Origin of the sequence: Rhodococcus sp. 14-2483-1-1 (assembly GCF_002259335.1) — a bacterium.
In the GTDB taxonomy this organism is placed as follows: domain Bacteria; phylum Actinomycetota; class Actinomycetes; order Mycobacteriales; family Mycobacteriaceae; genus Rhodococcoides.
This window is the reverse complement of record NZ_NPFX01000021.1, coordinates 75,008-100,468: the sequence shown is the minus strand read 5'-3', so window position 1 is coordinate 100,468 and position 25,461 is coordinate 75,008. Positions and strand designations below refer to the sequence as shown.

The window sequence follows — 25,461 nt, the reverse complement described above, 5'->3', positions numbered from 1 at the left end:
ATTCGATCGGGTCGAGATGGTCTGTGTGTCGAAATGTCTTGGGTGGACCTAGATGTCGATGTCGACGTCGCCGACGGCGACGGACACGCAGAGCTGGATCTTCTTGTCGGATTCGGTGTCGGTCTCGCCGGTCTTGATGTTCTTGGTGCAGCCGGACTTCTTCACCGAGGTGCAGGTGAAGCAGATTCCCATCCGGCACCCGTTGGCCGGCGAGAGACCAGCGGCCTCTGCCTGCTCGAGCAGCGTTTCGCCGTCGTTCTCCGAGGACACATCGCTCCCGGAGAACGTGGTGACTCCGGTGACGTCGTCGCCGACGGTGGCGAACGACGGCGTGAACTCCTCGAGGTGCAGTCGCTCGCCGAGGCCTGCGTCGTCGAAGAAGGACCTCACGCCCTTCATGAGTCCGGGAGGGCCGCACAGGAACGTGTCCGCGTCTGCGAACCACGGTGCCACGGCATCGAGGTGCTCCTGGCCGAAGAACCCGTACAGGTCGCCGCCCGTCTTCTGCTCGGTGTACGCGAAGACGATGTTCACGTTCTCGTGCTCGGCGGCGATCTTCTCCAGGTCCTTCTTGTACGCGACGTCGTTCTCGGTGAACGCGTAGTGCAGGAAGGTCAGGTCGCTGCTGTACCCCTCGTCCAGCAGCGACCTGAGCATCGACAACACCGGCGTGATGCCGCTGCCACCGCTGATCAGCAACGTCTTGGCCGGGCGTGGTTGGGGAAGCTCGAACGTGCCGTCCGCCTGCGACAGGCTGACCACGAGGCCGACATGCGCGTTCTTGTGCAGGTACTGCGACACCAGGCCTTCGGGATGCGCCTTGATCGTCAGTTCGATCCGGCCGTCCTTGCGGTACTGCGAGCAGGCGGGCGAGTAACAGCGCGTCTGCCGAACACCGTCGATGACGACACCGACCTGGACGAACTGACCCGCCTTGAAGCCCTTCCACTGACGTGTCGGGCGGATGGTGAGCGTCAACGAGTCTTCGGTGGACCGGTGTATCTCGGTCACTTCTCCGCGTAGGTCGCGAACCGTCGTCATAGGATCGACGAGCTCGAGGTACCGATCGAGCGCGTGGGGTGTGGCCATGGCCTCGAACAGGGAAAGAAGCGAGAACTTGCGCGAACCCGACGTTCGCGACGGACGTTCTTGAAGCGTCATTCCATCCTCCCTAACCGGATCGAAACCAACGACCCATTCAGTGAACGATTGTGCACTAACATGAGTGTGACAGAGCGACACCGGTACCTGTCAACGTTTATGTGACCGTCGTTACACAGCAAAAACGGCCGTCGACGGGGGTCCGGGTAGAACCGGAAGGAAGGTCACAGGATGCGCGCCCATAAACTGGACGTTGTGACAGAACCGGGGACCCGCGCCGAGCGCAAGGAGCGCACGCGCCAAGCCCTCATCGAGGGCACCCTCGACCTGCTACGCGAACGATCCTTCGCCAGTGTCAGCCTGCGCGAGGTCGCCCGATCGGCCGGCATCGTTCCCACTGCGTTCTACCGCCACTTCGCCTCGATGGAGGATCTGGGCGTCGCTCTCGTCGAGGACAGCATGCGCATGCTGCGGCAGATGTTGCGTGATGCCCGTCGCAACCCGAGCGCCAAGACGGCCACCGAATCCTTCGGCATCCTGGTCCGCCAGGTTCGCAGCCACGAGGATCAGTTCCGTTTTCTCAGTCGCGAGCGGTACGGCGGCGTCACCGAGGTTCGTCGTGCCTTCGCCACCGAGCTGCGACTGTTCGTCAGTGAGCTGACGATCGATCTCTCCCGCATGCCCGGTCTCGAGCAGTGGGACGTCGCCGATCTGGAGATGACCGCCGATCTGCTCGTCTCGACCATGCTCACTGCGGTGGTCGGCCTGTTGGAAATCGACAGACCGGGTAGTCAGAACGAGAAGGATCTGATCGAGCGAACCGAGAAGCAGATCCGCATGATCATGCTCGGGATGAGCCGATGGGAACCACGGCGGGCTTGACCGTTCGAGAAGAACACGTCCACGAAGGGAAGTTCATGTCCGAGGTAAGTGTCGGCGCGTACGTATTCGAAGTTGCGATGGCGGGCCCCTCGGATGGAGTTCCAGTCGTTGCGCTGCACGGCTTTCCGCAAACCAACGCGTCGTGGACCAGCGTGACCCCCGGACTCGTCGCCGCGGGTTGTCGCGTGATCGCGCCCAATCAGCGGGGATACTCCCCCGGAGCCCGGCCGATCGGGGTCGAGCACTATCGCATCGAGCAGCTCACCGGTGACATCCTCGGTTTGCTCGACGCGCTCGATCTACCGTCGGCGCACCTGGTCGGACACGACTGGGGTGCGGTGGTTGCCTGGCACCTGGCGGCCGAGCACCCCGATCGTGTCCGCACGCTCACCGCGGCATCGGTTCCGCATTCGGCGGCGTTCAACTGGGCCATCCGCGAGGATCCGGATCAGCAGGAGCGGTCGCAGTACTTCGGCCTGCTCCGGAAGCCGGAGAAGGCCGAGCGAGTTCTGGTGGAGAACGACGCACAGCGTCTGCGCGCGATGTTCGGTGCCGAGAGCCTCGACGACGAGTACGTTCGGCATCTCACCGTCCCCGGGGCACTGACGGCCGCATCGAGTTGGTACGCCGCGATGACCAGGGAGTTCGCGAACCTCCCTCCGGTGACCGTCCCCACCACGTACGTCTGGAGCAACGGCGACACCGCCATCGGCCGAGCCGGTGCCGAGCGCTGCGGCGAATTCGTCGATGCGCCGTACCGATTCGTCGAACTCGACGGCATCTCCCATTGGATCCCCGAGGAAGCCCCCGGGGAACTCACGACCGAGATCCTGGCCCGTATCGACTCCGCTTAGACCTGCTCCGGAGCCCGCACCTTCAGCAACGCCAGCAGACCGGCGGCAAGGACGATGATCAGCCCGGCGATACCTGCCCGGTCGGCGTCGAACATCCACACGAACAGGCCGAACAGGGACGGCGCGAGGAACGACGCGGCACGACCCGTTGTCGCGAACAGTCCGAAGAACTGACCTTCTCGCCCGGGAGGTGCCAGTCGGGCCAGGAAGGTACGCGCAGAGGATTGTGCGGGCCCCACGAACAGGCACAGGATCAGCCCGAAGATCCAGAACATCGTCGGTCCCGACACGAACAGCAGAACGGTGCCGGCCGCGATCATGGACGTGAGCGAGAAGACGATGACCTTCTTGGGTCCGATTCTGTCGTCGAACCGGCCGGCGACGATGGCACCGAGGCCGGCGATGACGTTGGCGGCGACGCCGAACAGCAGTACGTCCGCCGCGCCGATGCCGTAGACGCTGACGGCGAGAACGGCCCCGAAGGTGAAGACACCTGCCAGTCCGTCACGGAACAGTGCGCTGGCGATCAGGTAGTAGACGGCGCGCCGGTCTGCACTCCACAATTCGCGCACATCGCGAAAGAGAACGCGATAGGACTCCGCGAACCCGGCCTGCGCAGCCGTGGGATCGGCAACGGCCCTGGGCACTTCGGGAACGGCGAACATCACCGGGATGGCCGAGACCGCGAACCATACGGCCGCGAGTACGGCGACGAGTCTGATGTTCAGGCCACCGTCGGTGGTCAACCCCAGCAAACCCCGAGTGTCGCCGTCGCCGACGATGAAGCCCAGGTAGCACAGGAGAAGCAGCACGATTCCACCGAAATAGCCCATCGCCCAACCGAATCCGGATACGCGACCGATGTTCTCCGGAGTGGAGACCTGCCGCAGCATCGAGTTGTACGGAATGCTGGCCAACTCGAACATGATGGATCCGAGACCGAGTAGCAGCAGGCCGAGCCACAGATAGTGGTAGTCATCTTTGACGAAGAACAGCCCGGCCATGGCCACGACCGTCAGTCCGGTCAACACTCCCAGCAACCATTTTCGCTTGCCGCGCGCGTCGAAGTACTGCCCGCAGACCGGCGCGAGGAGCGCGATGACGACGCTCGACAGCGCGATGGACCAGCTGAACCAGGTGGTGGCCGAGATCGAGCCGGGCAGGTCGTCGCCGACGGCGTCGGTGAGATACACCGAGAACACGAACGTGAGAATCACGGCGTTGAACGCAGCCGAGCCCCAATCCCAGAATCCCCAGGCGGTGACCTGTTTACGAGTGGTTGCGACTCCGACGACAGCGGCCTCCGGCTGGGTTCCCATGATTGCCAACACTAGACCGCGGAATCCGAATTCTTTGGTGCACCTAGTTGCATAGTCACCACGTTGCATACATACTCTCGGTTGTGGCTTTGGAACACGCGATCCTGGTTTCCCTCACCGAGCTCAGTGGCTCGGGGTACGAGCTCGCCCGACGGTTCGACAAGTCCATCGGCTTCTTCTGGAGCGCAACACATCAGCAGATCTACCGGACGCTGACGCGGATGGACGGGGCCGGGTGGATCACCGGTGAGGCCGTCGCACAGGACGGCCGTCCCGACAAGAAGGTCTACTCGGTCGCCGCCGCGGGCCGCGCCGAGCTCGATCGCTGGATCGCTGCGCCGACCGACCCCTCGCAGCTACGCGAGGAGCTCGCCGTCAAGATTCGCGGTGCCGCCAACGGTGACATCGACGCGTTGAAGATCGAGGTCGCCCGCCATCGCGATGTTCATGCCACCCGACTCGACGTCTACCGACTGATCGAGAAGCAGGATTTTCCGGATCCCGCTGCCCTCACCGGCACCGCGTTGCATCAATACCTGGTGCTACGCGGCGGAATTCGCGTCGAAGAAGGATTCACCGAGTGGTGCACCGAAGTATTGGAGAAGCTGTGAAGACCGAGCAGACCGCAGGCCCGTATCCGATTCTGTTGTCGCCGTTGGACGTCGGTGCGACCACGCTGAAGAACCGGGTGATCATGGGCTCGATCCACACCGGCCTCGAAGATCGCGCCCGCGACACCGGCCGGTTGGCGGCCTACTTCGCCGAGCGAGCCCGCGGCGGCGTCGCCCTTATCGTCACCGGCGGCTACGCCCCCAATCGCACCGGCTGGCTCCTGCCGTTCGGAGCCAAGCTGACCAATCGTCTCGAGGCCCGTCGGCACCGCCGGATCACCGCGGCGGTACACCGTGAGGGTGGCAAGATCGCGCTGCAAATCCTGCACGCCGGTCGCTATTCGTACCAACCGTTCAGCGTGTCGGCTTCCTCGATCAAGGCCCCCATCAACCCTTTTCGGCCGCGGCGGTTGACGTCGAGGGGCGTCCGCTGGCAGATCCGCAATTTCGTGCGTTGCGCCCGGCTCGCACAGAGCGCCGGATACGACGGCGTCGAGATCATGGGCGGCGAGGGATACTTCATCAATCAGTTCCTCTCCGAGCGCACCAACAAGCGGCGTGACGAGTGGGGCGGTTCGGCGGAGAATCGCCGTCGGATGGCCGTGGAGATCGTGCGACAGACGCGGGCTGCAGTGGGCCCGGACTTCCTCATCGTGTTCCGGCTGTCGATGGCCGACCTGGTGGAACAGGGCCAGAGCTGGAACGACATCGTTGCCCTGGCGGAGGATGTCGAGGCTGCAGGCGCGAACATCATCAATACCGACATCGGCTGGCACGAATCGCGGGTGCCGACCATCGTCACCTCGGTTCCGCGAGCAGCGTTTGCGGACATCACCGGCAAGCTGGAGAAGTACGTCACCATTCCCGTTGCGGCATCCAACCGCATCAACATGCCCGAGATCGCCGAGAACATTCTCGCCCGCGGAGACGCACAGCTGATCGCGATGGCCAGGCCGATGCTGGCCGATCCGTTCTGGGTCCAGAAGGCAGCCACCGACTCCGCGGACCAGATCAACACCTGCATTGCCTGCAATCAGGCCTGCCTCGACCACGCCTTCGTCCACAAGAAGGTCTCGTGCCTGGTCAACCCCCGTGCGGGCCGCGAGATCGACCTGCAATTGCTGCCGACGAAGAAGACGAAGAAGGTCGCTGTCGTCGGAGCCGGGCCCGCAGGCTTGGCCGCAGCCCTCAATCTCGCGCAACGCGGCCATGCGGTCAGCCTGTTCGAGGCCGGAACCGAGATCGGCGGTCAGTTCGGTATCGCGCGGCTGATTCCCGGCAAGGAAGAATTCGCGGAGACGATCCGCTATTTCTCCAGCGCGCTCCGCACCGCCGACGTCGCCGTCCACTTGGGCAGCCGAGTCTCGGCCGCGGAGCTGATTGCGGGCGAATTCGACGAGGTGGTGCTGGCTACCGGCGTCACTCCCCGGATTCCGAGCATCCCCGGCATCGAACACCCCTCGGTGTTGTCGTATGCGGAACTGGTTCGGGACGGCAAGCCGGTCGGTGATCGGGTTGCGGTCATCGGAGCCGGCGGAATCGGCATCGACATCTCCGAGTTCCTCACCACCGACGCCTCCCCCACGCTGGACCTGAAGGAATGGAAGCAGGAGTGGGGCGTCACCGAGCCCGAGGCCGCGCCAGGAGCGTTGACCACACCGGTGCCCGCGCAGTCACCGCGTGAGGTGTATCTGCTGCAGCGCAAGCCGGGACGCATCGGCGCAGGGCTGGCCAAGACGACGGGTTGGGTTCACCGCGCGGCCCTCAAAGCCAAAGGCGTGCATCAGCTTTCAGGCGTCAACTACGAGAGAATCGACGACGCGGGCCTGCACATCTCGTTCGGCGAGAAGCATGAGCGCGCGCGTCTGCTCGAGGTCGACACCATCGTGATCTGCGCGGGCCAGGAGTCGGTTCGCGATCTGGTCGACGAGCTGAAGGCCGCGGGTACCACCACGCACATCATCGGCGGTGCGGACGTCGCGGCCGAGCTGGACGCCAAACGAGCGATAGAGCAGGGCACCCGGCTCGCGGCGACGATCTGATCTGTCCGCTAGCCTGTCTCACCGTGAGCCTGCCCAAGCCCAACCCCGATGCCCGCGCCGTCGTCACCGGAGCCTCTTCCGGTATCGGTGAAGCCCTGGCCACCGAACTCGCCGCCCGTGGTCACTCGCTGATCGTGGTGGCTCGACGCGGCGAGCTGCTCGAGGCGTTGGCTGCGAAGCTCACGGCCGAACACGGCGTTGCCGTCGAGGTGCGTCAGTCGGATCTGTCGAATCGTGAGCAGCGGCAGGCACTGGTCACCGAGCTGTCCGAGCGCGAGATCTCCATCCTGTGCAACAACGCGGGCATCGCGACGTTCGGACCGGTGGCCGGTCTGGACCCGGCGTACGAGCGCGATCAGGTGGAGCTCAATGCCGTTGCCGTACACGACCTCACGCTCGCGGTCATGCCCGGCATGATCGGTCGCGGAGCAGGCGGAATCCTCATCACCGGATCTGCGGCGGGCAACATGGCCATCCCCAACAACGCGACCTACGCCGCGACGAAAGCCTTCGTCAACACCTTCTCCGAGTCGCTGCGCGGCGAGCTCGCGGGCACCGGCGTCAACGTCACGCTTCTCGCTCCGGGCCCGGTCCGCACCGAGACACCCGACCCGGCCGATGCCTCGATCGTGGACAAGATGGTTCCCGGCTTCCTGTGGATCGACAGCGCCTACACCGCGAAGCTGTCCCTCGACGGCCTCGCGAAGAACAAGATGCGCGTCGTCCCGGGCCTGCTGAGCAAGGGTATGTCGGTCGCCGGGCAGTACAGCCCACGCAGCATCTCCGCACCGATCATCGGCAGCTTCTACAAGAAGCTCGGCAGCTAGCGCCGGCGCCGGCGTCCGGTTCCGAAGATACTGCGCGAGATTTCCCGCCCGGCAGCCGAAGCAGCCGATCGCAGGAAGCTCTTGACCGCCGGGTTGCCCATGATGCGCTCGGCAGCCGACGGGCCGTCAGGCTCGCTCGGGGGAAGGTCGGGCAGATCGGCAGGCAGCGGCGGGATGTCGAACTTCTCGGCCGGAGCGGGCACGTTCGCCACGCGCGCGTTCATCCGCTCGTAGGCCGACTCGCGATCGATCGTTTCACGGTACTTCGCGGACAGGGTGCTCGACGATGCGGCCGCGGCGATGGCGTCGTTGCCGATGGTGTCCATCAGTGAGCGGGGCGGACGAATCTTCGTCCACGCCACCGGTGTCGGCGCGCCTTTCTCCGAGAGCACCGTCACGATTGCTTCGCCGGTCCCCAACGACGTCAGCGCCTTTTCGAGGTCGTACGCGTCGGTCTTGGGGTACGTGCGCACCGTCTTGTTCAACGCCTTCTGATCATCGGGCGTGAAGGCGCGCAGAGCGTGCTGAATACGTGCGCCCAGTTGTGAGAGCACGTCGTTGGGAACGTCGGTTGGCAACTGCGTGCAGAAGAAGACGCCGACGCCCTTCGAGCGAATGAGCTTGACGGTCTGTTCCACCTGCTGCAGAAACGCCTTGGACGCATCGGCGAACAGCAGGTGTGCCTCGTCGAAGATGAAGACCAGCTTGGGCTTGTCGATGTCACCGACTTCGGGAAGCGTCTGGAACAGGTCGGCGAGCACCCACATCAAGAACGTGGAGAACATCACCGGCCGCGACGCCTGCGCCCCGAGCTCGAACAGAGTGATGACCCCTCTGCCGTCCGGTCCGACGCGAAGCAGGTCCTCGGTCTCGAGTTCCGGCTCACCGAAGAAGGTGTCTCCTCCGTCTGCCTCCAGGTTGACCAGCGCGCGCAGAATCACTCCTGCGGTGGCCGAGGAGACCCCGCCGATGCCCTTGAGATCTGCTTTCCCCTCGTCACTGGTCAGGTGCATGATCACCGACCGCAGGTCCTTGAGGTCGAGCAGGGCGAGCCCCTGGGAGTCGGCCCAGTGGAAGATCAGACCGAGGGTGGATTCCTGAGTATTGTTCAGCCCCAACACTTTACTCAGCAAGATCGGACCGAACGCCGTGATGGTGGCACGGACCGGCACTCCGATTCCCTCGGTGCCGAGAGAAAGAAACTCCACCGGGTGTCCGGCCGGAGCCCAGTCCGTGAGCCCGGTGTCCGCAGCGCGGCTCCGAATTTTCTCGTTGTCCTCGCCCGGCGCGGACAGTCCCGACAGATCGCCTTTGACATCGGCCATGACGACGGGAACCCCTGCCGCAGAGAGCTGTTCGGCAATCCCCTGCAGCGTCTTCGTCTTACCGGTTCCGGTGGCCCCGGCAACGAGACCGTGCCTGTTCAACGTGGCCAACGGAATTCGGATGCGAGCAGCGGGGTCGGTGACGCCGTCGAGAACCACGGTTCCCAGTTCCAGTGCGGCACCTGATGATGCGTAGCCGGCGGCAATCTCGGCAGCCTTGCCGTTCGCTGTCGGTGTCGACCCTTGTTCCGCGGCAAGCGCCTCGGCCTCGGCGGCGTCCGCTGCAGCCAGAGCTTCGGCAGCCACCCGTGCGGCTTCGACGGCCGCCGCCTTGGCCGCCTTCGCCCTCTCGGCAGGGCTGAGTGTGGGTGCCGGCTGGGTCGGGTCGACTGTCATGTCCGCGTCCTCCGTGAACGTGTGCTGGTGCTGAACTGGTTCGATCGCCACCGCAAACCCTAGTGGCATCACAGCTCGCACTAGTGTGGAGCGCGTGCAGGACAAACTCGTGTGGATCGACTGTGAAATGACCGGCTTGGACCTGAGCAAGGACAAGTTGATCGAAATTGCGGCGCTGGTGACCGACAGTGAGCTGAACATCCTCGGAGAGGGTGTCGACATCGTCATCCACGCCGATGACGACGCGTTGGCGAACATGCCTGCCGTCGTGACCGACATGCACGCCAAGTCGGGCTTGACCGACGAAGTGCGCGCATCGACGGTGACGCTGGAGGAAGCCGAGCAGCGCGTACTGGCGTACATCAAGGAGCACGTCCCGGTGGCCGGCACGGTTCCGCTCGCGGGAAACTCCATCGGGACCGATCGTGGATTCATCTCTCGCGACATGACCGCGCTCGACACCTACCTCCACTACCGAATGATCGACGTCAGCTCGATCAAGGAACTTTCCCGACGGTGGTACCCGCGGATCTACTACGGACAGCCGGCCAAGGGCCTTGCGCACCGTGCCCTGGCGGACATCAAGGAGTCGATCAAAGAACTGCAGTACTACCGCCGGACGGCCTTCGTGGCTCCGCCGGGGCCGTCTACCAGCGACATCGCGGCCGTTGTTCAGGATCTCGACACGCAACCGGGGGCGGATTAGCAACCGCGGATTCAACCCGCTAGTATTGTCGACGCTGCTGATGCAGAGCCCGAAAAGGTTCTGCGGACGCGTGCAATGGTGGGCGTAGTTCAGCTGGTAGAGCACCAGGTTGTGATCCTGGATGTCGCGGGTTCGAGTCCCGTCGCTCACCCCATACGAAGAAGGCCGGTCTCCTCGTGAGACCGGCCTTTTTCGTGCGTTCATTTCACACGTCTCAGACCGGCCGGAGGTGCCGAGGCACCCACCCTGACCTCGAATTACGTTGTTGTAATTCAACTTTCAGGTTTCCTGTGGGGTTGATGTGACGTACGGTTACTAATGGCACTTTTGGGGAAGAAAAGTACCAATGTGATTCATGTGTTTTTTGCTACGTGAGTTCAGCGTGCCCCGAAGCGTCACCGAACATGTTCTTACGTCCTGCGCGCACCCATCCGACGGTGCGCGGAGGACGCAGACGAGGAGGCTTTTCGTGGGTCGCAGAATGCACAGAGTCATAGCGGGTTCGATCTTGTCGGCAGCACTGTGCATCGGCACAACCGGCTTGCTCAGCCCAGCGGTGGCCACCGCTCAACCCACGATCGAACTACCTCAGATCCCGATCCCCCAGCCCGATGCCCAACAGCGGGCCGCGATTCTCGCCGCGGTGCTCGACGCCACCGGTGTTCTCATCAACCAGGTCGCGGCGATCGTTCTCGACGGCGACGTGCTGTCGGTACCGGATTCGCCGGACGCTCCGAGCACTGTCGATGTTCCCGAGATCGAACTACCGACCGCACCGCCGACCGTCGGTCTCGGCGGTGCCGTGCTGCCGATCGATGCAGGCAAATACCGCATCACCTCCGGCTACGGCGGACGCAACAACCCGACCGGCAACGGCGCGCAGTACCACCAGGGCGTGGACCTGGCCGCCGACAGCGGGACCCCCATCCATGCGGTGACCGGCGGAACCGTCGTTCAGGCCGGAGACGCGGGCGACGGCTACGGCAAGCTCGTTCGGGTCAAGAGCGGCAATACCGAGACCTACTACGGCCATCAGTCCAGCCTCGCGGTGTCGGTCGGCGACGAGGTGGCACCGGGAGACGTACTCGGCGCAGTCGGCAGCACCGGCAATTCGACAGGACCGCATCTGCACTTCGAAGTACGCAACAACGGCTCGAGCATCGAACCGGTGGCGTACCTGAAGACACTCGGCATAGATCCTTCGCTGTATCAAACCCGCGATCGAAGCTGACCCACCCGATCGAAACCGATCAGACCGTGGTGGCGTTGCCCGCTTTCCACTCGTCCCACGGGATGTTCCAATCACCGAGGCCGTCGGTACCCGACAGCGTTCCACCGACGGTGTTCTTCACGACGACGATGTCGCCGCGCTTGGTGTTGTCGTAGACCCACTTGGCATTGGTCGGGCTCAGATTCAGACAACCGTGCGAGGCGTTCGAGTACCCCTGTTGCCCCACCGACCACGGTGCGGAGTGGAAGAAGATGCCGCTGTAGGACATTCGCGTCGCCCAATCGACGGGCGTTCGGTATCCGGTGGACGAGTTCACCGGCACGCCGTACGTCGAAGAATCCATCACGAGGTGCTCGAAACGGTCACCGATGATGTAGACGCCGTTGTCGGTCGGGGTGCTGTCCTTGCCCATCGACGTCGGCATGGTGATGACGTCCTGGCCGTTGACGTTGAACGTCACCTGCTTGGTGTTGTCGTCGGCTGTGGCGATGACGGCATCACCGATCGTGAACGACGTCGTCGCGTTCTCCTGACCGTAGATGTCGTCACCGAGGTCGCGCCCGTACACGTTCACCGCCACGTCGACCTTGGTGCCCGGTGCCCAGTAATTCTGTGGTCGCCAGCGAACCTCTTTGTTGTTGACCCAGTAGAACGCGCCTTCGACGGCAGGCGTCGTGGTCACCGTGATCGCGTTCTGTGCAGCAAGCTTGTCGGTGATGGCTTCGTCGAACTGGACCGCGACGGGCTGCCCGATACCCACGACGTCACCGGGATTCGGCAGAACGTACGGCTTGGTGAAGTTACCGGGCTGGCTGGTGGTGAAGCTGGTGATCGTGCTCGACGCTCCCCCGAGTCCGTATGCGTCGGCCTGCACGCGATACTCGCGGTCGTAGCCGAGCGGCTCGGTGTTGGTCCACGACAAACCGTCGGGCGCGATTGCCCCCGACACCGGCTCTCCAGCCGGATTGAGCATCGTCACCGAGGACAATTTGCCGTCGGCCACCGAGACGGTCACCGGGTCGGCGGGCGAGAATCCGACTGCTCCGTCGAGGACACTCGACGTCAACTTCGGCTTCATCAGCTCGGTCATCGGGTTGGAGTCGATGGGCACCGAGGGCTCGGAAATGTCCGACGCAGAGCTGCATCCCGACAGGACCGCCACCGAAGCGACGACTCCCACCGCGGCGAGTACGAATCCGCGATTCACCCTCATCAACCACACCACTTCCCACTTCGAGCCCGACTCGCACGATTGTGCCAGCGGAGAATCTTCACATTCCACTCGACAGCCCGTTCGATGAATAACGTTCGAGTACCAATCGCGAGGCGTAAAGTTCGTGTTACCTCCTCACCCAATGCGATGCGCTTCACGACACCAGATCACCGAGCCCCGCACAGCACGGTGAGGACAACGTCATATCGGGCTAACTGACGTGTAATGGCCGCGCACCTTGGGCCGGGCACTGTGGAATCCATGGTCACCACGGTGAAGACACTCTGCGCGTACTGCGGTGTGGGATGCGGCATGGTGCTCCAGGTCGGCGGCCTCTCGACGTCGGCGGACGCACGCCCCGTCGTCACCAGGTCCGTCGTCACCAAGTCCGTCGGCGACAAGTCTCACCCGGCCAACTTCGGCCGCCTGTGCACCAAGGGAACGACCACTGCAGACATGCTGGCCGGTCCCGGTCGACTCGAGAAAGCGCAGATTCGGCATCGCCGCGGCGAGAGCGCGGAAAGCACGGACACCGCGGTGGCGATCAACAACGCCGCTGGGCGGCTCCGCACTATCATCGACGAGCACGGTCCCGATGCAGTGGCACTGTACGTATCAGGGCAGATGTCGATCGAAGCTCAGTATCTGTCGAACAAATTGGCCAAGGGGTTCATCGGCACCAACCAGATCGAATCCAACTCGCGCCTGTGCATGGCAAGCGCGGGAACCGGATACAAACAGTCGCTCGGTGCCGACGGCCCGCCCGGATCCTACGAGGACTTCGACCACGCCGATGTCTTCTTCGTCATCGGCTCCAACATGGCCGACTGCCACCCCATTCTGTTTCTGCGGATGATGGACCGAGTCAAGGCCGGCGCGAAGCTGATCGTCGTCGACCCTCGACGTACCGCGACCGCAGACAAGGCCCACCTGCATCTGAAACTGAAGCCGGGCTCGGACCTGGCCCTACTCAACGGGTTGCTGGCGCTCATCGTCGAGGACGGCAACACCGACCCCGAGTTCATCACGAAATTCACCGACGGGTGGGACGCGATGCCGGAATTCCTCGCCGACTACACCCTGGACAAAGTCTGTGCTGCAACAGGTCTCGACGAGCAGGACCTGCGCGCCGCGGCCGCGATGATCGGTGATGCGAACAACTGGATGAGCTGCTGGACCATGGGCCTCAACCAGTCGACGCACGGAACCTGGAACACCAACGCACTGTGCAACCTTCATCTGGCGACCGGTGCCATCTGCAAGACCGGAAGCGGACCCTTCTCCTTGACCGGGCAACCGAACGCCATGGGCGGACGAGAAATGGGCTACATGGGCCCGGGACTCCCGGGGCAGCGATCGGTGATCAGCGATGCCGACCGTGAATTCGTCGAGAATCGATGGAGCATCCCCGAGGGGACGCTCCGCACCGACGTCGGCGGCGGAACCATCGAGATGTTCTCCAAGCTCGCCGCAGGGGACATCAAGGCCTGCTGGATCATCTGCACCAATCCGGTTGCCTCGGTGGCCAACCGAACGACAGTGATCGACGGCCTGGAACGCGCCGAGTTGGTGATCACTCAGGATGCATTCGCCGATACCGAGACCAACAGCTACGCCGATGTCATGCTTCCCGCGGCCCTGTGGACCGAAGCCGAGGGCGTGATGGTCAATTCCGAGCGCAACCTGACGCTGTTCCAACCGGCAGTCGAGGCACCGGGCGGGGCTCTGCCGGACTGGAAGATCATCGCCGACATGGCCTGCGCGCTGGGATATTCGGAGGCATTCACCTATTCGAGCGCCGAGGAGGTGTTCGAGGAGATCAAGCGATTCTCGAACCCTGACACCGGCTACGACATCCGCGGTGTCACCTATGAGCGCCTGCGCGAGAATCCACTCCAGTGGCCGTGCCCGCCCGATGCAACGACCACAAGAAACCCGATCCGCTACCTCAACGACGGGGTCAGCCAGAGACAACGCATCTGCGAGGACGGATCGATTCCCGCACTGTCCTTCCCCACCCCCACCGGACGAGCACAGTTCTTCGCCAGGCCGAGCATGGCACCGGCCGAGATGCCCGACGACGACTACCCGTTCGTTCTCAATACCGGTCGCCTGCCCCATCAGTGGCACACCATGACCAAAACCGGCAAGGTCGCCAAGCTGAACAAGCTCGATCCCGGCCCGTTCGTCGAGGTACATGCCATCGATGCCGACCGTCTCGGTCTCACCGAGGGCGACAGTGTGGAAATCGTATCTCGACGGGGCCGAGCGGTACTCCCGGCAGTCGTCACCGATCGAGTTCTCCCGGGCAACTGTTTCGCTCCGTTTCACTGGAACGACGAGTTCGGCGAAAATCTGGCGATCAATGCGGTCACCAACGATGCGGTCGATCCGTACAGCCAGCAACCCGAGTTCAAGGCGTGCGCAGTCACACTCACCAAAGTTGCTGCAGTGGAGCCACCGTCGCCTGTGGTCGAGAACGGTACCGAGGATCCGATCGACGCACTCGCCGAGATGGTCGGCCGACCCGCCCGCCCGTCGGCACCGTTCACCGCGGTCGAGCAGAGCTACATCGCCGGGTTGCTGGAGGGTCTGGGTAGCGCGGCAGGCCGTGCGGCCGCGGGAACTCCCACCCTGCCGGCGCAGACACCCCTGTCCCCCGAGACTCACGCCTGGCTCGACGGAGTTCTCGCCGGATTGTTTTCGCGCAGAATCGACTTCGACGGCGCGCCGACCACGGCACCGGACCTCTCCCCCGACTCGTCGGGGCGGCCGCTTCTTCTGCTGTGGGCCTCGCAGACCGGGACTGCCGAGGAGTACTCGCAGACCTGCCTGTCACATCTGAAGGGAGCAGGGCTGACCGTCGCGGAGCACTCGATGGACTCCTTCACCGTCGATCGACTGCCCGCCGAGGCAGATGTGCTGATCGTCAGCAGTACCACCGGTGACGGCGAAGCTCCGGACAACGGGGCGACGTTCTGGGACAGCCTGGTCGCCGAGTCGGTGCGCGGTCTGAATGGAATCCGTTACGCAGTACTCGCTTTCGGCGACTCGAGCTACGCCGACTTCTGCGGCCACGGCCGCAGGATCGACGAGCGTCTCTCCGAATTGGGTGCTACCCGGCTCCTCGACCGAGTGGACTGCGAACCCGATTACGAAGACGAGGCCGCATCGTGGCTCGACGCGGTGGTGGTCTGCCTTCGTAACGATGACACCGCCAGCCCCTCGAACACAGGTGGCCTCGTCGCGCCGACGACGGTGGAGAAGACACGACCTATCGAACAGACAACACACGATGCCGCCCCGGCGCGCTTCAGCAAGAAGTCTCCGCTCGTGACGACTGTCGTACGCAACCGAGTACTGAATTCGCGCGGATCGATGAAGGACGTGCGTCAACTCGGCTTTCACCTACCCGACGGAACACTCGACTACGAAGTGGGCGATGCGCTCGGAGTCTGGCCGCGCAACAGCGATGCTTTCGTCGACGAGTGGTTGCTGGCAACCGGACTGGACGGCGACACGAATGTCGATCTCAGCGGCACCGGTGCCATGACATTGCACACGGCACTGCGCAGCCACCTCGAGATCGCCCGTGCAACACCGGATCTACTGAAATTCATTCACCGCCGGACCGCGGTGGACGATCTCGAAGCAATGCTGCATCCCGACAACAAACATGCGTTGCTCGACTGGATGTGGGGTCGCCAGTCGATCGATGTCCTCGCTGCCCATCCGGTCAGGGCGTCGGTAGAAGACTGGCTGGGAGTTCTCAAACCGCTGCAGCCGCGCCTGTATTCGATTTCCTCGAGTCCGAAGGAGAATCCCAACGAGGTACAGGTGACTGTTTCGGCGGTACGGTACAACGTGCACGGAGTTCCGCGACGCGGCGTGTGCTCGACGTATCTGGCCGACCACGCGGCGAACGACGAGGTGGGGATCTTCGTGCAGAAGTCCTCGCATTTCAAGCCACCGGACGACCCCGCCACCCCGATGATCATGGTCGGCCCCGGCACGGGCGTCGCCCCGTTCAGAGCGTTCCTGCACGAGCGTCGGGCTCTGGGTCACACCGGCCGGAATTGGCTGTTCTTCGGTGAGCAACATGCGGATACAGATTTCTACTACCGCGACGAACTGACAGAGATGATGCGGGACGGGTCGCTCAGCCGCCTGGACGTTGCCTTCTCGCGCGATCAGAAAGACAAGGTCTACGTTCAAGATCGGATGCGTGAGCACGGGGCCGAGTTGTGGAACTGGATTGCTCGTGGCGCCCACTTCTACGTCTGCGGCGACGCAACGCGAATGGCCAAGGACGTCGATGCTGCGCTGAAGGGCGTGGTGGCCCAGCACGGAAAGCTCGCTCCCAGCAGTGCCGAGGCCTACGTCAAAGCTCTTGCTGCCGAGAAGCGCTACGTGCGCGACGTTTACTGACGGTGCAGTGGCACGGTGCGCGTCAGGAACTCGAGCTGATCTGCCACCACCCTCTCGAACGCCTCTCCCAGATAGATCTCGAAGTGACCGGCGTCGTAGGTCCTGATCTCGCCGAGCGGAGCCTTCCGTGCGTACCGCAGGGTTGCTTTTGCGGGCGCGACCGAGTCCGTCTCACAGACGACGAACAGAATGGGGCATCGAACATCCTCGGCTCGACGTCCGGGCCGGTGCCGCACGATCTGCAGCGCGACTCTGGCCGCTACCCGATTGTGGAACGATTCGTCGGTGTCAGGAGCGAGGGCCAGATAGCCGTCGTAACTGTCGGGTGAGGTCATCAGCGCGGTCGTCCCGGGTCGCCCAGCCGTCGCCACCATCAGCGGCGGGCGCCCGATCACCGATCCCGCGAGGTCTGCCAAGGCCCGGCCGGACAGCTTCACCGAGGTCCACGTGTTCGACGCCAGCCCCGACGCAATGCCGTCGGTGAACGGGCACTGCGCCACGACGGCCACGACCTGTTGGTCTCGGGCGGCAGCGACTATGACGTGGCCCCCGCCGAACGACGAGCCCCACAACACGATTCGACCGTTGTCCACATCGGTACGCGAACGCGCATGGGCGATGGCCGAAGCCCAGTCCTGCAACTGGGACTCGATATCGAGCAACTGGCGCGGCTCGCCGCCGCTGGCCCCGAAGTAGCGATAGTCGAACACCAGGCAGGCGTACCCGGCGGCACAGAAGCGCTCGGCATAGGCGTCGAGTCGCATCTCCCGGGTACCGCCGAGACCGTGCGCCATGACGATCACCGGAGCTGGGCGCGGGTCGTTCGGAAGATAGAGCCACGCCGCGCAGGAATCCCCATGCGAATCGAACGAGACCTCTACACGATCAGGAAACGAGCCCCCCGGCTGCGACGTCATGGGCAGACAGTAGCCCACACCAGGAGAATCGGTCGATCATCGACCGGAGTGCTCCGCGGCATATGCGTCGACGCGTCCGTAGGCGATCTTGGGCGTCCAGTCTCTGTGCACCAATCCGAAGTTCTGTTCGGTGTCGGCGGTGTTGGAACCGGCGTCGCGGAGGCTGTAGACGTAGGCAGGCCCGAGCCAATCGTTACCGAGGACAGCATCGAGCACGATCCCGATGCTGTCCGATTGCACCTGCTCACTGACGCTGTTGGGAGATGTTCCGGTAGGAGCACCGAACTCGGTGATCCAGATCTGCTTGGCACTGTCACCACCGGCAATCATGGTGTCTCGCATGGACCACATCTTCATGGCGGTGTTCCACGACGCGGTGCTGGGGTCGTTGGGTAGATACGGCCATGTGTACGGGTGGACGTTGAAGGCGTCGAAGTACTTGTTCGACCCCTGCGCGTACATCTGCGACAGGAACGACGTACCGGAGATGTTTCCGTTGGTGTCCTCGGAGGGCGCCATCCCACCCGCCAGCACCGTGGATGCGGGTTGCACTTGCTTGATTGCGGTATAGCTGGCGCGCAGTAGCGCCGAGTACGCCGTCACATCGGGGGCCGGCTTGAAGAACGTCACGATGTTCGGCTCGTTCCACACCTCCCAGATGCCGATTCGGCTCGAGTACCGTTGCGCCACGGTCTTGGCGAACGCAGCAAAGGTGGCGGCATTGGCAGGTCGGGAGTGCGAATCGTTGATGGCAGCCGCCACTCGTGCCCATCTCGGGGTGTAGGCGATTATGCCGTGCGGGCACATCCCGTGGGCCACAACGGCGTCGATAACTCGGTCCGTGCGACTCCAATCGAAGCGGCCCCGAGTCGATTCGATTGCGGACCAATCGATGTCGACACGAACGGCGAAAGCCCCGGCGTCTCGAGCAAGAGTGAGTTCCCGATCCAGATCCGCCGGAGACAGTGTGCCTATCGACGCGCCCGGCGATACCCCGATCCGAACTGCATCGGACTGCCGAGCACACAATGGACTTTCGGCCTGCTGGGACCGCAGAGCAGATGCAGCAGCGGGTACCGACCCGGCAGCGAACGCCAACAGCATGATCACCAGTGCGGCACTCGCTCGTCGCGTCGAATTCCTTCTCATCGACAGATGCTAGCAACAACGGGGCGCAGTCATTCACGAATGGATTGTCATACGCATTGTCGCAAAGGCGGCGTGTTTCAGAATCGAAAAATATCTTCTTGCGGCAGTCATCGGTACGACAACTTTGCCTGTACTACCATTTGCCCAATGACTACAGGCTTTCCCGGTTTCGACGAGCGTCTGAACGAGCTACTCGCCCGGCAAGCGGAGAAATCCGGTCTTTCCACCGAAGAATTCATTCGGCGCGCAGTGGTGGACCGACTCGTTCGCGAACTGTCCGACGACCAGGACTCCGACGTGGGTGCGTTGCTGCGGGCCTTGCAGGCCGCCTCGGAGAAGGGCGTCGACCCGGTCGAGGTGACGCGGGCATTCGGTACCCCGATCGACGACCCCGAGAGGCTGGCAGCAGTGACTCGGACAGGGTTGATGGACACCGGATCCGACGCCGGCTACGACCGGATCGTCGCGATGGTCGCCGATGCATTGGACGCTCCGTCGGCCGCATTCTCGCTTCTCGACGACAGACGTCAGTACTTCAAGAGTGCACTCGGACTTCCGTCGGAACTCGGTGGCGCGCAGGAGGTTCCTCTCGACGCGTCCATCTGCCGTTATGCGATCGATCTGGGCCAGCCGCTGGTGGTAGAGGACGCGAGACTCAACGACGCACTCAAGGATCATCCGTCGGTCCAGAGCAATCTGTTCGTTTCCTACCTCGGAGTTCCGCTCGTCGACGACGACGGCCATTCCGTGGGCACCCTCTGCGTGTGGGATCGACAGCCGCGGCAGTGGACCACCGGCCACGTTCAGATACTGCAGGACTTGGCCTGGATTATTCGCGAGCGAGTTTTCGAATAAAGGCCACTTTCCTCAACTGCTAATAGCTTTTCTCGGCCTACAACCGACCTCGGGTTTTTTTCATGAAGTCGACCGGGTGACCTCTTTCTCAGCGGTATACATTCAATGGGATATCAAAGACTTACCCATCCGAAACTAGCCACCGGGAAGAAGCTGTGCCCGAAACACTCGAATCACCGCACACTCGCCCGCGGTCTGTCGAGCCCGACACCGCTGCGGTCCGCCGCACACTGGTGGACCGACTACGGGTCGATCCGCTCAACACCGCGATCACCGTCGCGGTGGATGTGCTCGCCGGTGCCGTTGCTTTGATCGGAGCGCTACTGTGGCATTCGGGCAGTCTCACCGACACCGGCTGGCTCCCATGGCTGTTCCTGCCACTACTCATCGGAATCATGGCCGGCAAGTCGATGTACCGGCGCAGCCTACGTCGCAACTTCCTCGACGAGATAGGGCCGGCCGAAACGGCTGTTGCGTTCGCATCGCTCGCTTTGACGGTCGTGATGTTCCTGGCCGACACCGACTACCGGCCCAGCGCGGTCGTGCTGCGACTGTGGTTGCTGAGCGCGCTCACGATTGCGATCGCCCGCCTGATCCGCGTCGTCGTCCAGCGCTTGCTTCGCACCAAGTTCGGATCCGCAGCGCCGGCCATCGTGCTCGGCAACGATCCGATCGCACATCAACTCGTCTCTCGCACAAGACAATTTCCCGAGTACGGTCTTGCTCCGGTCGGTTACGTCGGCGATGCCCCGGTCGCCGACGTCTCGGCGCAAAGCGAGCTACCCGATCTGCCACACCTAGGGCTGCCGGGCGATTTCGAGGCAGTTGCGCGTAGGACCGGTGCGGAAGAACTGATCGTTGCATTCGCTCCGACAGAAGACCGAGTCCTGGTCGGAGCGATCAGAACTGCGCATCGGCTCGGTATGCGGGTGTGGGTGGTGCCCAGGTTGTACGACGCCGTCGGTGTCAACACTCGCGTCGAGCACATCGGCGGCCTGCCATTGATGGTGCTGCCGCACGTGAACCCCAAGGGGTGGCAGTTCGCCCTCAAAGGTGTTCTCGATCGAGTCCTGACGGCATTCGGTCTCCTGCTGCTCTCCCCCGTCTTTCTGACGCTGATGCTGCTCGTGCGCCTGAGCTCCCCCGGCCCGATCTTCTTCGCGCAGGAGCGGATCGGGCGGGACGGATTGCCCTTCGATTGCCTGAAGTTTCGCTCCATGCGGCCCCCGCGCGCATCGGACGCCGCGTTCGAGCGAAAGGCAGGGGACGCGCCCGGTGGCGTCGAGGGAGTCGATCGGCGCACCCGTATCGGAAAGATCATGCGACAGACCTCGTTGGATGAACTTCCCCAGCTGATCAATGTCATTCGCGGTGACATGAGTCTGGTCGGCCCTCGGCCGGAACGACCCGAGTACGTGGACCTGTTCGAAATGCAGATCCGTCGATACGGCGAACGCCACCGAGTCAAGGCCGGTGTGACGGGATGGGCTCAGGTTCACGGCCTTCGCGGCCAGACCTCCATTGCGGACCGCGCGGAGTGGGACAACTACTACATCGAGAACTGGTCCGTCTGGCTCGATATCAAGATCCTGTTCCTCACAGTGCTGGCCGTTCTGAAACGCGCCGAGGACTGATCGTGGTCTACGCCGAATACGGCCACGTTCGGGTCACCCCGTGATCACGTACGTCGCCATCGGTTTCGGCGCGGTAGTGGTCGTCGCGCTCGGTTGCGCAGTTGCTGTGACGATCTACCGGCGACCCCAGCGCGGAATACTGTTGCTCGCCGCATTCGTTCCACTGCACGGCCTTCTGGTTCTCGTTCCCCTGCCCGGCGTGGTGTCCGGTTGGAAGGAGGGGCTTGTCGTCTTCACGGTTCTGTGTGCGTGGTTGCGCCGACCGCGACACGTCCGTGGCTCGACGCCTCGGGTGTTCATGCCGTGGTGGCCGGCGGCGGCCCTGTTCGTCGTACTCGGCAGCATCTCCGCGTTCGCCACGTTCGGCATCGTCGGCATATTCGGTATCAAGGTGACGTTCTTCTACGTTCTGCTGGTTGCCGTGATGTGGTTCGCACCGTTCGACGCGAAGGATCGCGATCACCTCGTCTCCATCCTGATGGGTATGGGTGTGTTCACCTCGGCGGTGGGCATCGCACAACTTGTGGCCGGACCGGCTGCGCTGGTGTCGCTCGGGTACGAGTACGGCACGCAAGTGCGAACCTCGGGCGGCCTGCTCCGAACGTTCAGCACGTTCAACCTGCCCTTCCCGTTCGGGCTGTACGTGATGCTGGCCTTGCTCGTGGGCGGAGCCGTTGCCCTGGCCGATCCGCGCCGACGCCGAAACATGTTGTTCCTCTGGGCGACTCCGATGATGGTGGTCGCCATGTCCAGTTCGATCGTGCGAGGAGCAATTCTCGGGCTCGCGGTCGGGGCCATCTACTTGATCGCTGTGCGTTTCCGCTACCTCGCTGCACCTCTTGCTCTGGCGGCACTGGCCGTGGCGGTCACGGTTCCCTTCGTACCGAAGATAACGTCGGTCTTCTTCTCGTCGAGCAGCCTCGGTCAGCGTGGAGACGGCTGGGCCAACATCATCGCGAGCATCTTGGTTCATCCCTTCGGAACAGGACTGGGATCGAGTGGTTCTGCGGCAGACCGTATTTCCACTGCCGAGGGCACGGCGTTCACGCAATCCGGTCTGTCGACCAACTATCAGCCGGACAACTACTACGTGAAGGCGCTGCTCGAACTCGGCCCCATCGGTCTGTGGGTCGTGGTCGCCTTACTCGTCACGTCGCTGCTGTGGTGCACGCGCCTGTCGCGGACACTGCCCGGTGGTGACGGCGCACTGGCGCTGGGAGTCGGTGCGTCGATCGTCGCAGCCATGTTCGCCAGTCTCGTCTCGACGTACTTCGAGATCTTTCCGATCGATGTCTATTTCTGGCTCTTGTTAGGAGTGGTGGGATGCGCAGCAGCGCAACACGAATCGTCTTCGGGGCGCTCGCCCTCCGACCGGGCGGAAGCGGCGTACAGACCTACATACGCGAACTACTGAACGAGCTACCGCACTGCCTGCCGAATGCCGACCTCGCCGCATCGGTGCAGCGCGACGCAGTGAGCGAGCTCCCGCCCTCGGTGCGGCCGATCGAGCGACCCGTCTCGAGCGGTGCGGCTCGGGCAGTACTCGGAGCACTCCCCCTCGGAGCGTGCGATGTGGTTCATGGGCTGGACGTCGATCTCCCACTGCTCACGAAAGCCTTCACTGTCGCGACGGTGCACGACCTTTCCGTCATCGACATGCCGTCGGCATCGAGCCGATTCAGGGCGGCGGGTGAACAGCGGCTGGTTCGCCATGCGCTGCGTCGTGCAGATCTGTTGATAGCGGTATCGCGATTCACCGCCGATCGGATCGAAGCAGTCAGCGGCCGCGAAGCCACTGTCGTCGGGCTGGCACCGGCCGCATGGGCGGCCGTTCCCACCGACGCCGAGGTGGACGCCGTCCGCAACAAGTTCGCTCTGCCGGATCGATTCGTCCTGCAGGTCGGAACAGTGGAGCCACGCAAGAACGTTCGACTGGTGGCCGATGCGGCGGAGGAGATCGGACTACCGTGCGTGTTGGCCGGTGCCGGTTCCACCGGGCCGAGCGCCCCGCACAATTCGCACGGTCTGGGCTACGTCGACGTCACGGACCTCCCGGCGCTCTACGCTGCTGCGACCGTGACCGCCTACGCCTCTCGGTACGAGGGTTACGGACTCCCACCGGTCGAGGCGATGGCGTGCGGCGGTGCCGTGGTCGCCAGCGCAGTCGGAGCCCTACCCGATGTCGTGGGTGACGGTGCCGTTCTGGTGAAGTCGGAGAACGTGGACGACTGGGTACGGGCCATGCGGCCCATCGCATTCGACGAGGACGCCCGCGCCGCCCTCGTCGGAGCTGCGGCCGAAGCCTCACGCCGGATCAGCTGGCGTCGAACAGCGGAACTCACTGCCGACGCGTATCGAGCCGCAGGCGCGGTCTGATGGCCGAGGACCTCGCACTAGACGGCACCGAGCAGCCCCCCGACTACCGCGCAGTCGCCGCGGATCCGAAAGCTGCGGCCAAAGCCACGATTGCCGTCCTGATCAGCCGAGTGATCATCGCAGCCCTGGGATGGGCAGGCAGCGTCGTCATCGCGCGATCCCTCGGACCGGACGACTGGGGTCAGTTCAGCTTCGTCTTCGCACTGCTCGGCTTGATGTCCGTCGTCACCGATCTGGGAGTCGGACGCGTCGTGCTGGCGAAACTGATGGACGACGATCCCGAAGAGATCGGTCGAACGGCGTCGTCGTTCCTGGCTCTGCGTACCGTCCTCGGGTTGGTGGGGTACGTGCTGGCAGTCGCGTACGTTCTCCTACTGCAGTATCCGGCGGAGGTGGTGCTCGCAACAGCGCTCGGCGGATTGGTCGTCGTGTTCGCCACACCGGGCCACGCCTTGAGCGTCCTCTTCCAGAGCCGTCACCGCCTGGTGCTGGTGGCCGTGGCCGAAAGTGCGGGCCAGGCAATACAATTGGCCTTGACCGTGCTGGCGGCCGTGCTGGCCCCCACCCTGCTCATCTTCGTGCTTCCAGCAGTGGTCAACGAAGTGTTCAAGCTGGTCACGAAGGGTTTCGGTATTGGCAACCGTTCCATGGGGTTGCGACCGTCGAGACACATCGAAGTGCGCCGCTGGGGGCCGTATCTGCGAGAGGCCGTGCCGCTGGCGATCGGCTTCGCCCTCACCATCGCCATGCTCAAGATCGACATGCTGATGCTCAGCCTCCTCGACACCTTCGAGGCCGTGGGACTGTATTCCATCGGCTACAAATTCTCCGACATGATCGACACCTTCGTGTTGGCGGCGGTGGCACCGATCAGCACTTTGCTCGTCGCGTCGTGGCCCCACGACACCACAGCATTCCGAGCTCGCTCACGTTCGGCCGCACTGCTGTTCGCGCTGTTCGGCGCGATGGCTGTCGCGGCGTTCGTACCGTCGGCCGAGCCGTTGATCGGTCTGCTGTACGGCGACAGATTCGTCGACGGTGCTCACGCTGCCCGTCTGCTCGTGATCGGCGCAGCGCTGATGTCGTTGGTGATGCTGGGCATATTTCTGCTCGCATCGGCCGGAATGCAACGTCACTACCCCGTGGTTGCGTTGGTCGGTCTGGCCCTGAACATCGGGTTGAACCTCGTATTGATCCCGCGGATGTCGTACGACGGAGCTGCTGTGTCCACGGTCGCGACGATCGGAACCACCCTCGTCCTGCTGTGGATCGTGATTGCTCGAAGCATGCCTGTCCCCAGACTGTTTCCGTTGCAGTCCATTTCGATCGTCGTCGTGATCACCGTCGCCACGACGGTCGGGGGCTGGTTCCTGGTACAGCACTACCCCGGTCTGTGGCTGCTCGTTTCCGTTGCGGCAGCCCTACTGGTCGCGATCTCGCTGTACGCGTTCGTCGCCATCGGACTCGTCGAGTCACCGTTGCCGGGATCCGCCGAGAAAGGACGACACCGTGCACGCTCCCAGTGAGGCCGGCAGGTACATCGGACACATCACCCGATTCGGTCCGCGCGCTGCGGAGTCGAAGTTCGGTTTCAC

General features: G+C 63.6%; 19 protein-coding genes and 1 tRNA gene. 14 read left to right on the top strand and 6 right to left on the bottom strand.

The window, feature by feature from the left end; all coding sequences use genetic code 11:
- Positions 1 to 48 precede the first annotated feature (48 nt).
- Positions 49 to 1,161: an FAD-binding oxidoreductase gene (locus CH294_RS18995; RefSeq protein WP_032402360.1), complete on the bottom strand. Its 1,113-nt coding sequence runs from the start codon at positions 1,159 to 1,161 to the stop codon at positions 49 to 51.
- Between the two features lie 171 nt (positions 1,162 to 1,332).
- Between CH294_RS18995 and CH294_RS18990 the strand changes: the two genes are divergently transcribed.
- Positions 1,333 to 1,983 carry a TetR family transcriptional regulator gene (locus tag CH294_RS18990; RefSeq protein ID WP_230592413.1) on the top strand — a complete coding sequence of 217 codons (651 nt, stop codon included), beginning with the start codon at positions 1,333 to 1,335 and terminating at the stop codon, positions 1,981 to 1,983.
- 35 nt (positions 1,984 to 2,018) lie between these two features.
- The gene (locus tag CH294_RS18985) at positions 2,019 to 2,837 is read left to right on the top strand and encodes an alpha/beta hydrolase (RefSeq protein WP_032402526.1); all 819 of its coding nucleotides are present in this window, start codon (positions 2,019 to 2,021) and stop codon (positions 2,835 to 2,837) included.
- Here the strand turns inward: CH294_RS18985 and CH294_RS18980 are convergent.
- Positions 2,834 to 4,156, bottom strand: coding sequence for an MFS transporter (locus tag CH294_RS18980; RefSeq protein ID WP_094738966.1), 1,323 nt, complete (start codon positions 4,154 to 4,156; stop codon positions 2,834 to 2,836). The genes CH294_RS18985 and CH294_RS18980 overlap by 4 nt on opposite strands.
- Before the next feature lie 83 nt (positions 4,157 to 4,239).
- On the opposite strand from CH294_RS18980, the gene CH294_RS18975 reads away from it, so the two are divergent.
- The 3 genes from CH294_RS18975 to cmrA are packed head-to-tail and all read left to right on the top strand — an operon-like array spanning position 4,240 to position 7,636.
- Positions 4,240 to 4,767, top strand: a complete 528-nt coding sequence (locus CH294_RS18975) for a PadR family transcriptional regulator (protein ID WP_032402359.1) — start codon at positions 4,240 to 4,242, stop codon at positions 4,765 to 4,767.
- A complete protein-coding gene (locus CH294_RS18970) occupies positions 4,764 to 6,809 on the top strand; it encodes an NADPH-dependent 2,4-dienoyl-CoA reductase (protein ID WP_094738835.1) in 2,046 nt (681 codons plus the stop codon). The genes CH294_RS18975 and CH294_RS18970 overlap by 4 nt, the downstream gene beginning before the upstream one ends.
- 23 nt (positions 6,810 to 6,832) lie before the next feature.
- Positions 6,833 to 7,636: a mycolate reductase gene (gene cmrA / locus CH294_RS18965; RefSeq protein WP_094738834.1), complete on the top strand. Its 804-nt coding sequence runs from the start codon at positions 6,833 to 6,835 to the stop codon at positions 7,634 to 7,636.
- Here the strand turns inward: cmrA and CH294_RS18960 are convergent.
- A complete protein-coding gene (locus tag CH294_RS18960) occupies positions 7,633 to 9,357 on the bottom strand; it encodes a helicase HerA-like domain-containing protein (RefSeq protein ID WP_037151309.1) in 1,725 nt (574 codons plus the stop codon). The genes cmrA and CH294_RS18960 overlap by 4 nt on opposite strands.
- 94 nt (positions 9,358 to 9,451) lie before the next feature.
- Here CH294_RS18960 and orn point away from each other — a divergent pair, with 94 nt between their 5' ends.
- The 3 genes from orn (at position 9,452) to CH294_RS18945 (ending at position 11,294) form a co-directional block, all read left to right on the top strand.
- A complete protein-coding gene (gene orn / locus CH294_RS18955) occupies positions 9,452 to 10,063 on the top strand; it encodes an oligoribonuclease (RefSeq protein WP_080730668.1) in 612 nt (203 codons plus the stop codon).
- Positions 10,064 to 10,141: 78 nt separating this feature from the next.
- Positions 10,142 to 10,217, top strand: a tRNA-His gene (locus tag CH294_RS18950).
- A 315-nt stretch (positions 10,218 to 10,532) separates the two neighbouring features.
- Positions 10,533 to 11,294 (top strand): M23 family metallopeptidase, encoded by a 762-nt coding sequence (locus CH294_RS18945; protein ID WP_037177223.1) that lies wholly within the window; start codon positions 10,533 to 10,535, stop codon positions 11,292 to 11,294.
- 19 nt (positions 11,295 to 11,313) lie between these two features.
- Here CH294_RS18945 and CH294_RS18940 read toward each other — a convergent pair whose 3' ends face one another.
- Positions 11,314 to 12,507 carry an Ig-like domain-containing protein gene (locus CH294_RS18940; protein ID WP_094610116.1) on the bottom strand — a complete coding sequence of 398 codons (1,194 nt, stop codon included), beginning with the start codon at positions 12,505 to 12,507 and terminating at the stop codon, positions 11,314 to 11,316.
- A 261-nt stretch (positions 12,508 to 12,768) separates the two neighbouring features.
- Between CH294_RS18940 and CH294_RS18935 the strand changes: the two genes are divergently transcribed.
- Complete coding sequence (locus tag CH294_RS18935; protein WP_094738965.1) at positions 12,769 to 16,935, top strand: bifunctional nitrate reductase/sulfite reductase flavoprotein subunit alpha; 4,167 nt, start codon at positions 12,769 to 12,771, stop codon at positions 16,933 to 16,935.
- Here CH294_RS18935 and CH294_RS18930 read toward each other — a convergent pair.
- Positions 16,929 to 17,852, bottom strand: coding sequence for an alpha/beta hydrolase (locus tag CH294_RS18930; protein ID WP_094738833.1), 924 nt, complete (start codon positions 17,850 to 17,852; stop codon positions 16,929 to 16,931). The genes CH294_RS18935 and CH294_RS18930 overlap by 7 nt on opposite strands.
- A gap of 36 nt (positions 17,853 to 17,888) precedes the next feature.
- Positions 17,889 to 19,001, bottom strand: a complete 1,113-nt coding sequence (locus CH294_RS18925; protein ID WP_094738832.1) for an endo-1,4-beta-xylanase — start codon at positions 18,999 to 19,001, stop codon at positions 17,889 to 17,891.
- 147 nt (positions 19,002 to 19,148) lie between these two features.
- Between CH294_RS18925 and CH294_RS18920 the strand changes: the two genes are divergently transcribed.
- The 5 genes from CH294_RS18920 to CH294_RS18900 all read left to right on the top strand — a co-directional run bounded on the left by CH294_RS18920 (position 19,149) and on the right by CH294_RS18900 (position 25,392).
- Positions 19,149 to 19,856, top strand: a complete 708-nt coding sequence (locus CH294_RS18920; protein ID WP_094738831.1) for a GAF domain-containing protein — start codon at positions 19,149 to 19,151, stop codon at positions 19,854 to 19,856.
- A gap of 155 nt (positions 19,857 to 20,011) precedes the next feature.
- A complete protein-coding gene (locus CH294_RS18915; protein WP_170944787.1) occupies positions 20,012 to 21,490 on the top strand; it encodes a sugar transferase in 1,479 nt (492 codons plus the stop codon).
- A 40-nt stretch (positions 21,491 to 21,530) separates the two neighbouring features.
- Positions 21,531 to 22,904, top strand: a complete 1,374-nt coding sequence (locus CH294_RS18910; protein ID WP_094738830.1) for an O-antigen ligase family protein — start codon at positions 21,531 to 21,533, stop codon at positions 22,902 to 22,904.
- Positions 22,814 to 23,866 (top strand): glycosyltransferase family 1 protein, encoded by a 1,053-nt coding sequence (locus tag CH294_RS18905; RefSeq protein WP_037151095.1) that lies wholly within the window; start codon positions 22,814 to 22,816, stop codon positions 23,864 to 23,866. Before CH294_RS18910 ends, CH294_RS18905 begins: the two co-directional genes overlap by 91 nt.
- Positions 23,866 to 25,392 carry a flippase gene (locus tag CH294_RS18900; protein ID WP_094738829.1) on the top strand — a complete coding sequence of 509 codons (1,527 nt, stop codon included), beginning with the start codon at positions 23,866 to 23,868 and terminating at the stop codon, positions 25,390 to 25,392. The genes CH294_RS18905 and CH294_RS18900 overlap by 1 nt, the downstream gene beginning before the upstream one ends.
- Positions 25,393 to 25,461 lie beyond the last annotated feature (69 nt).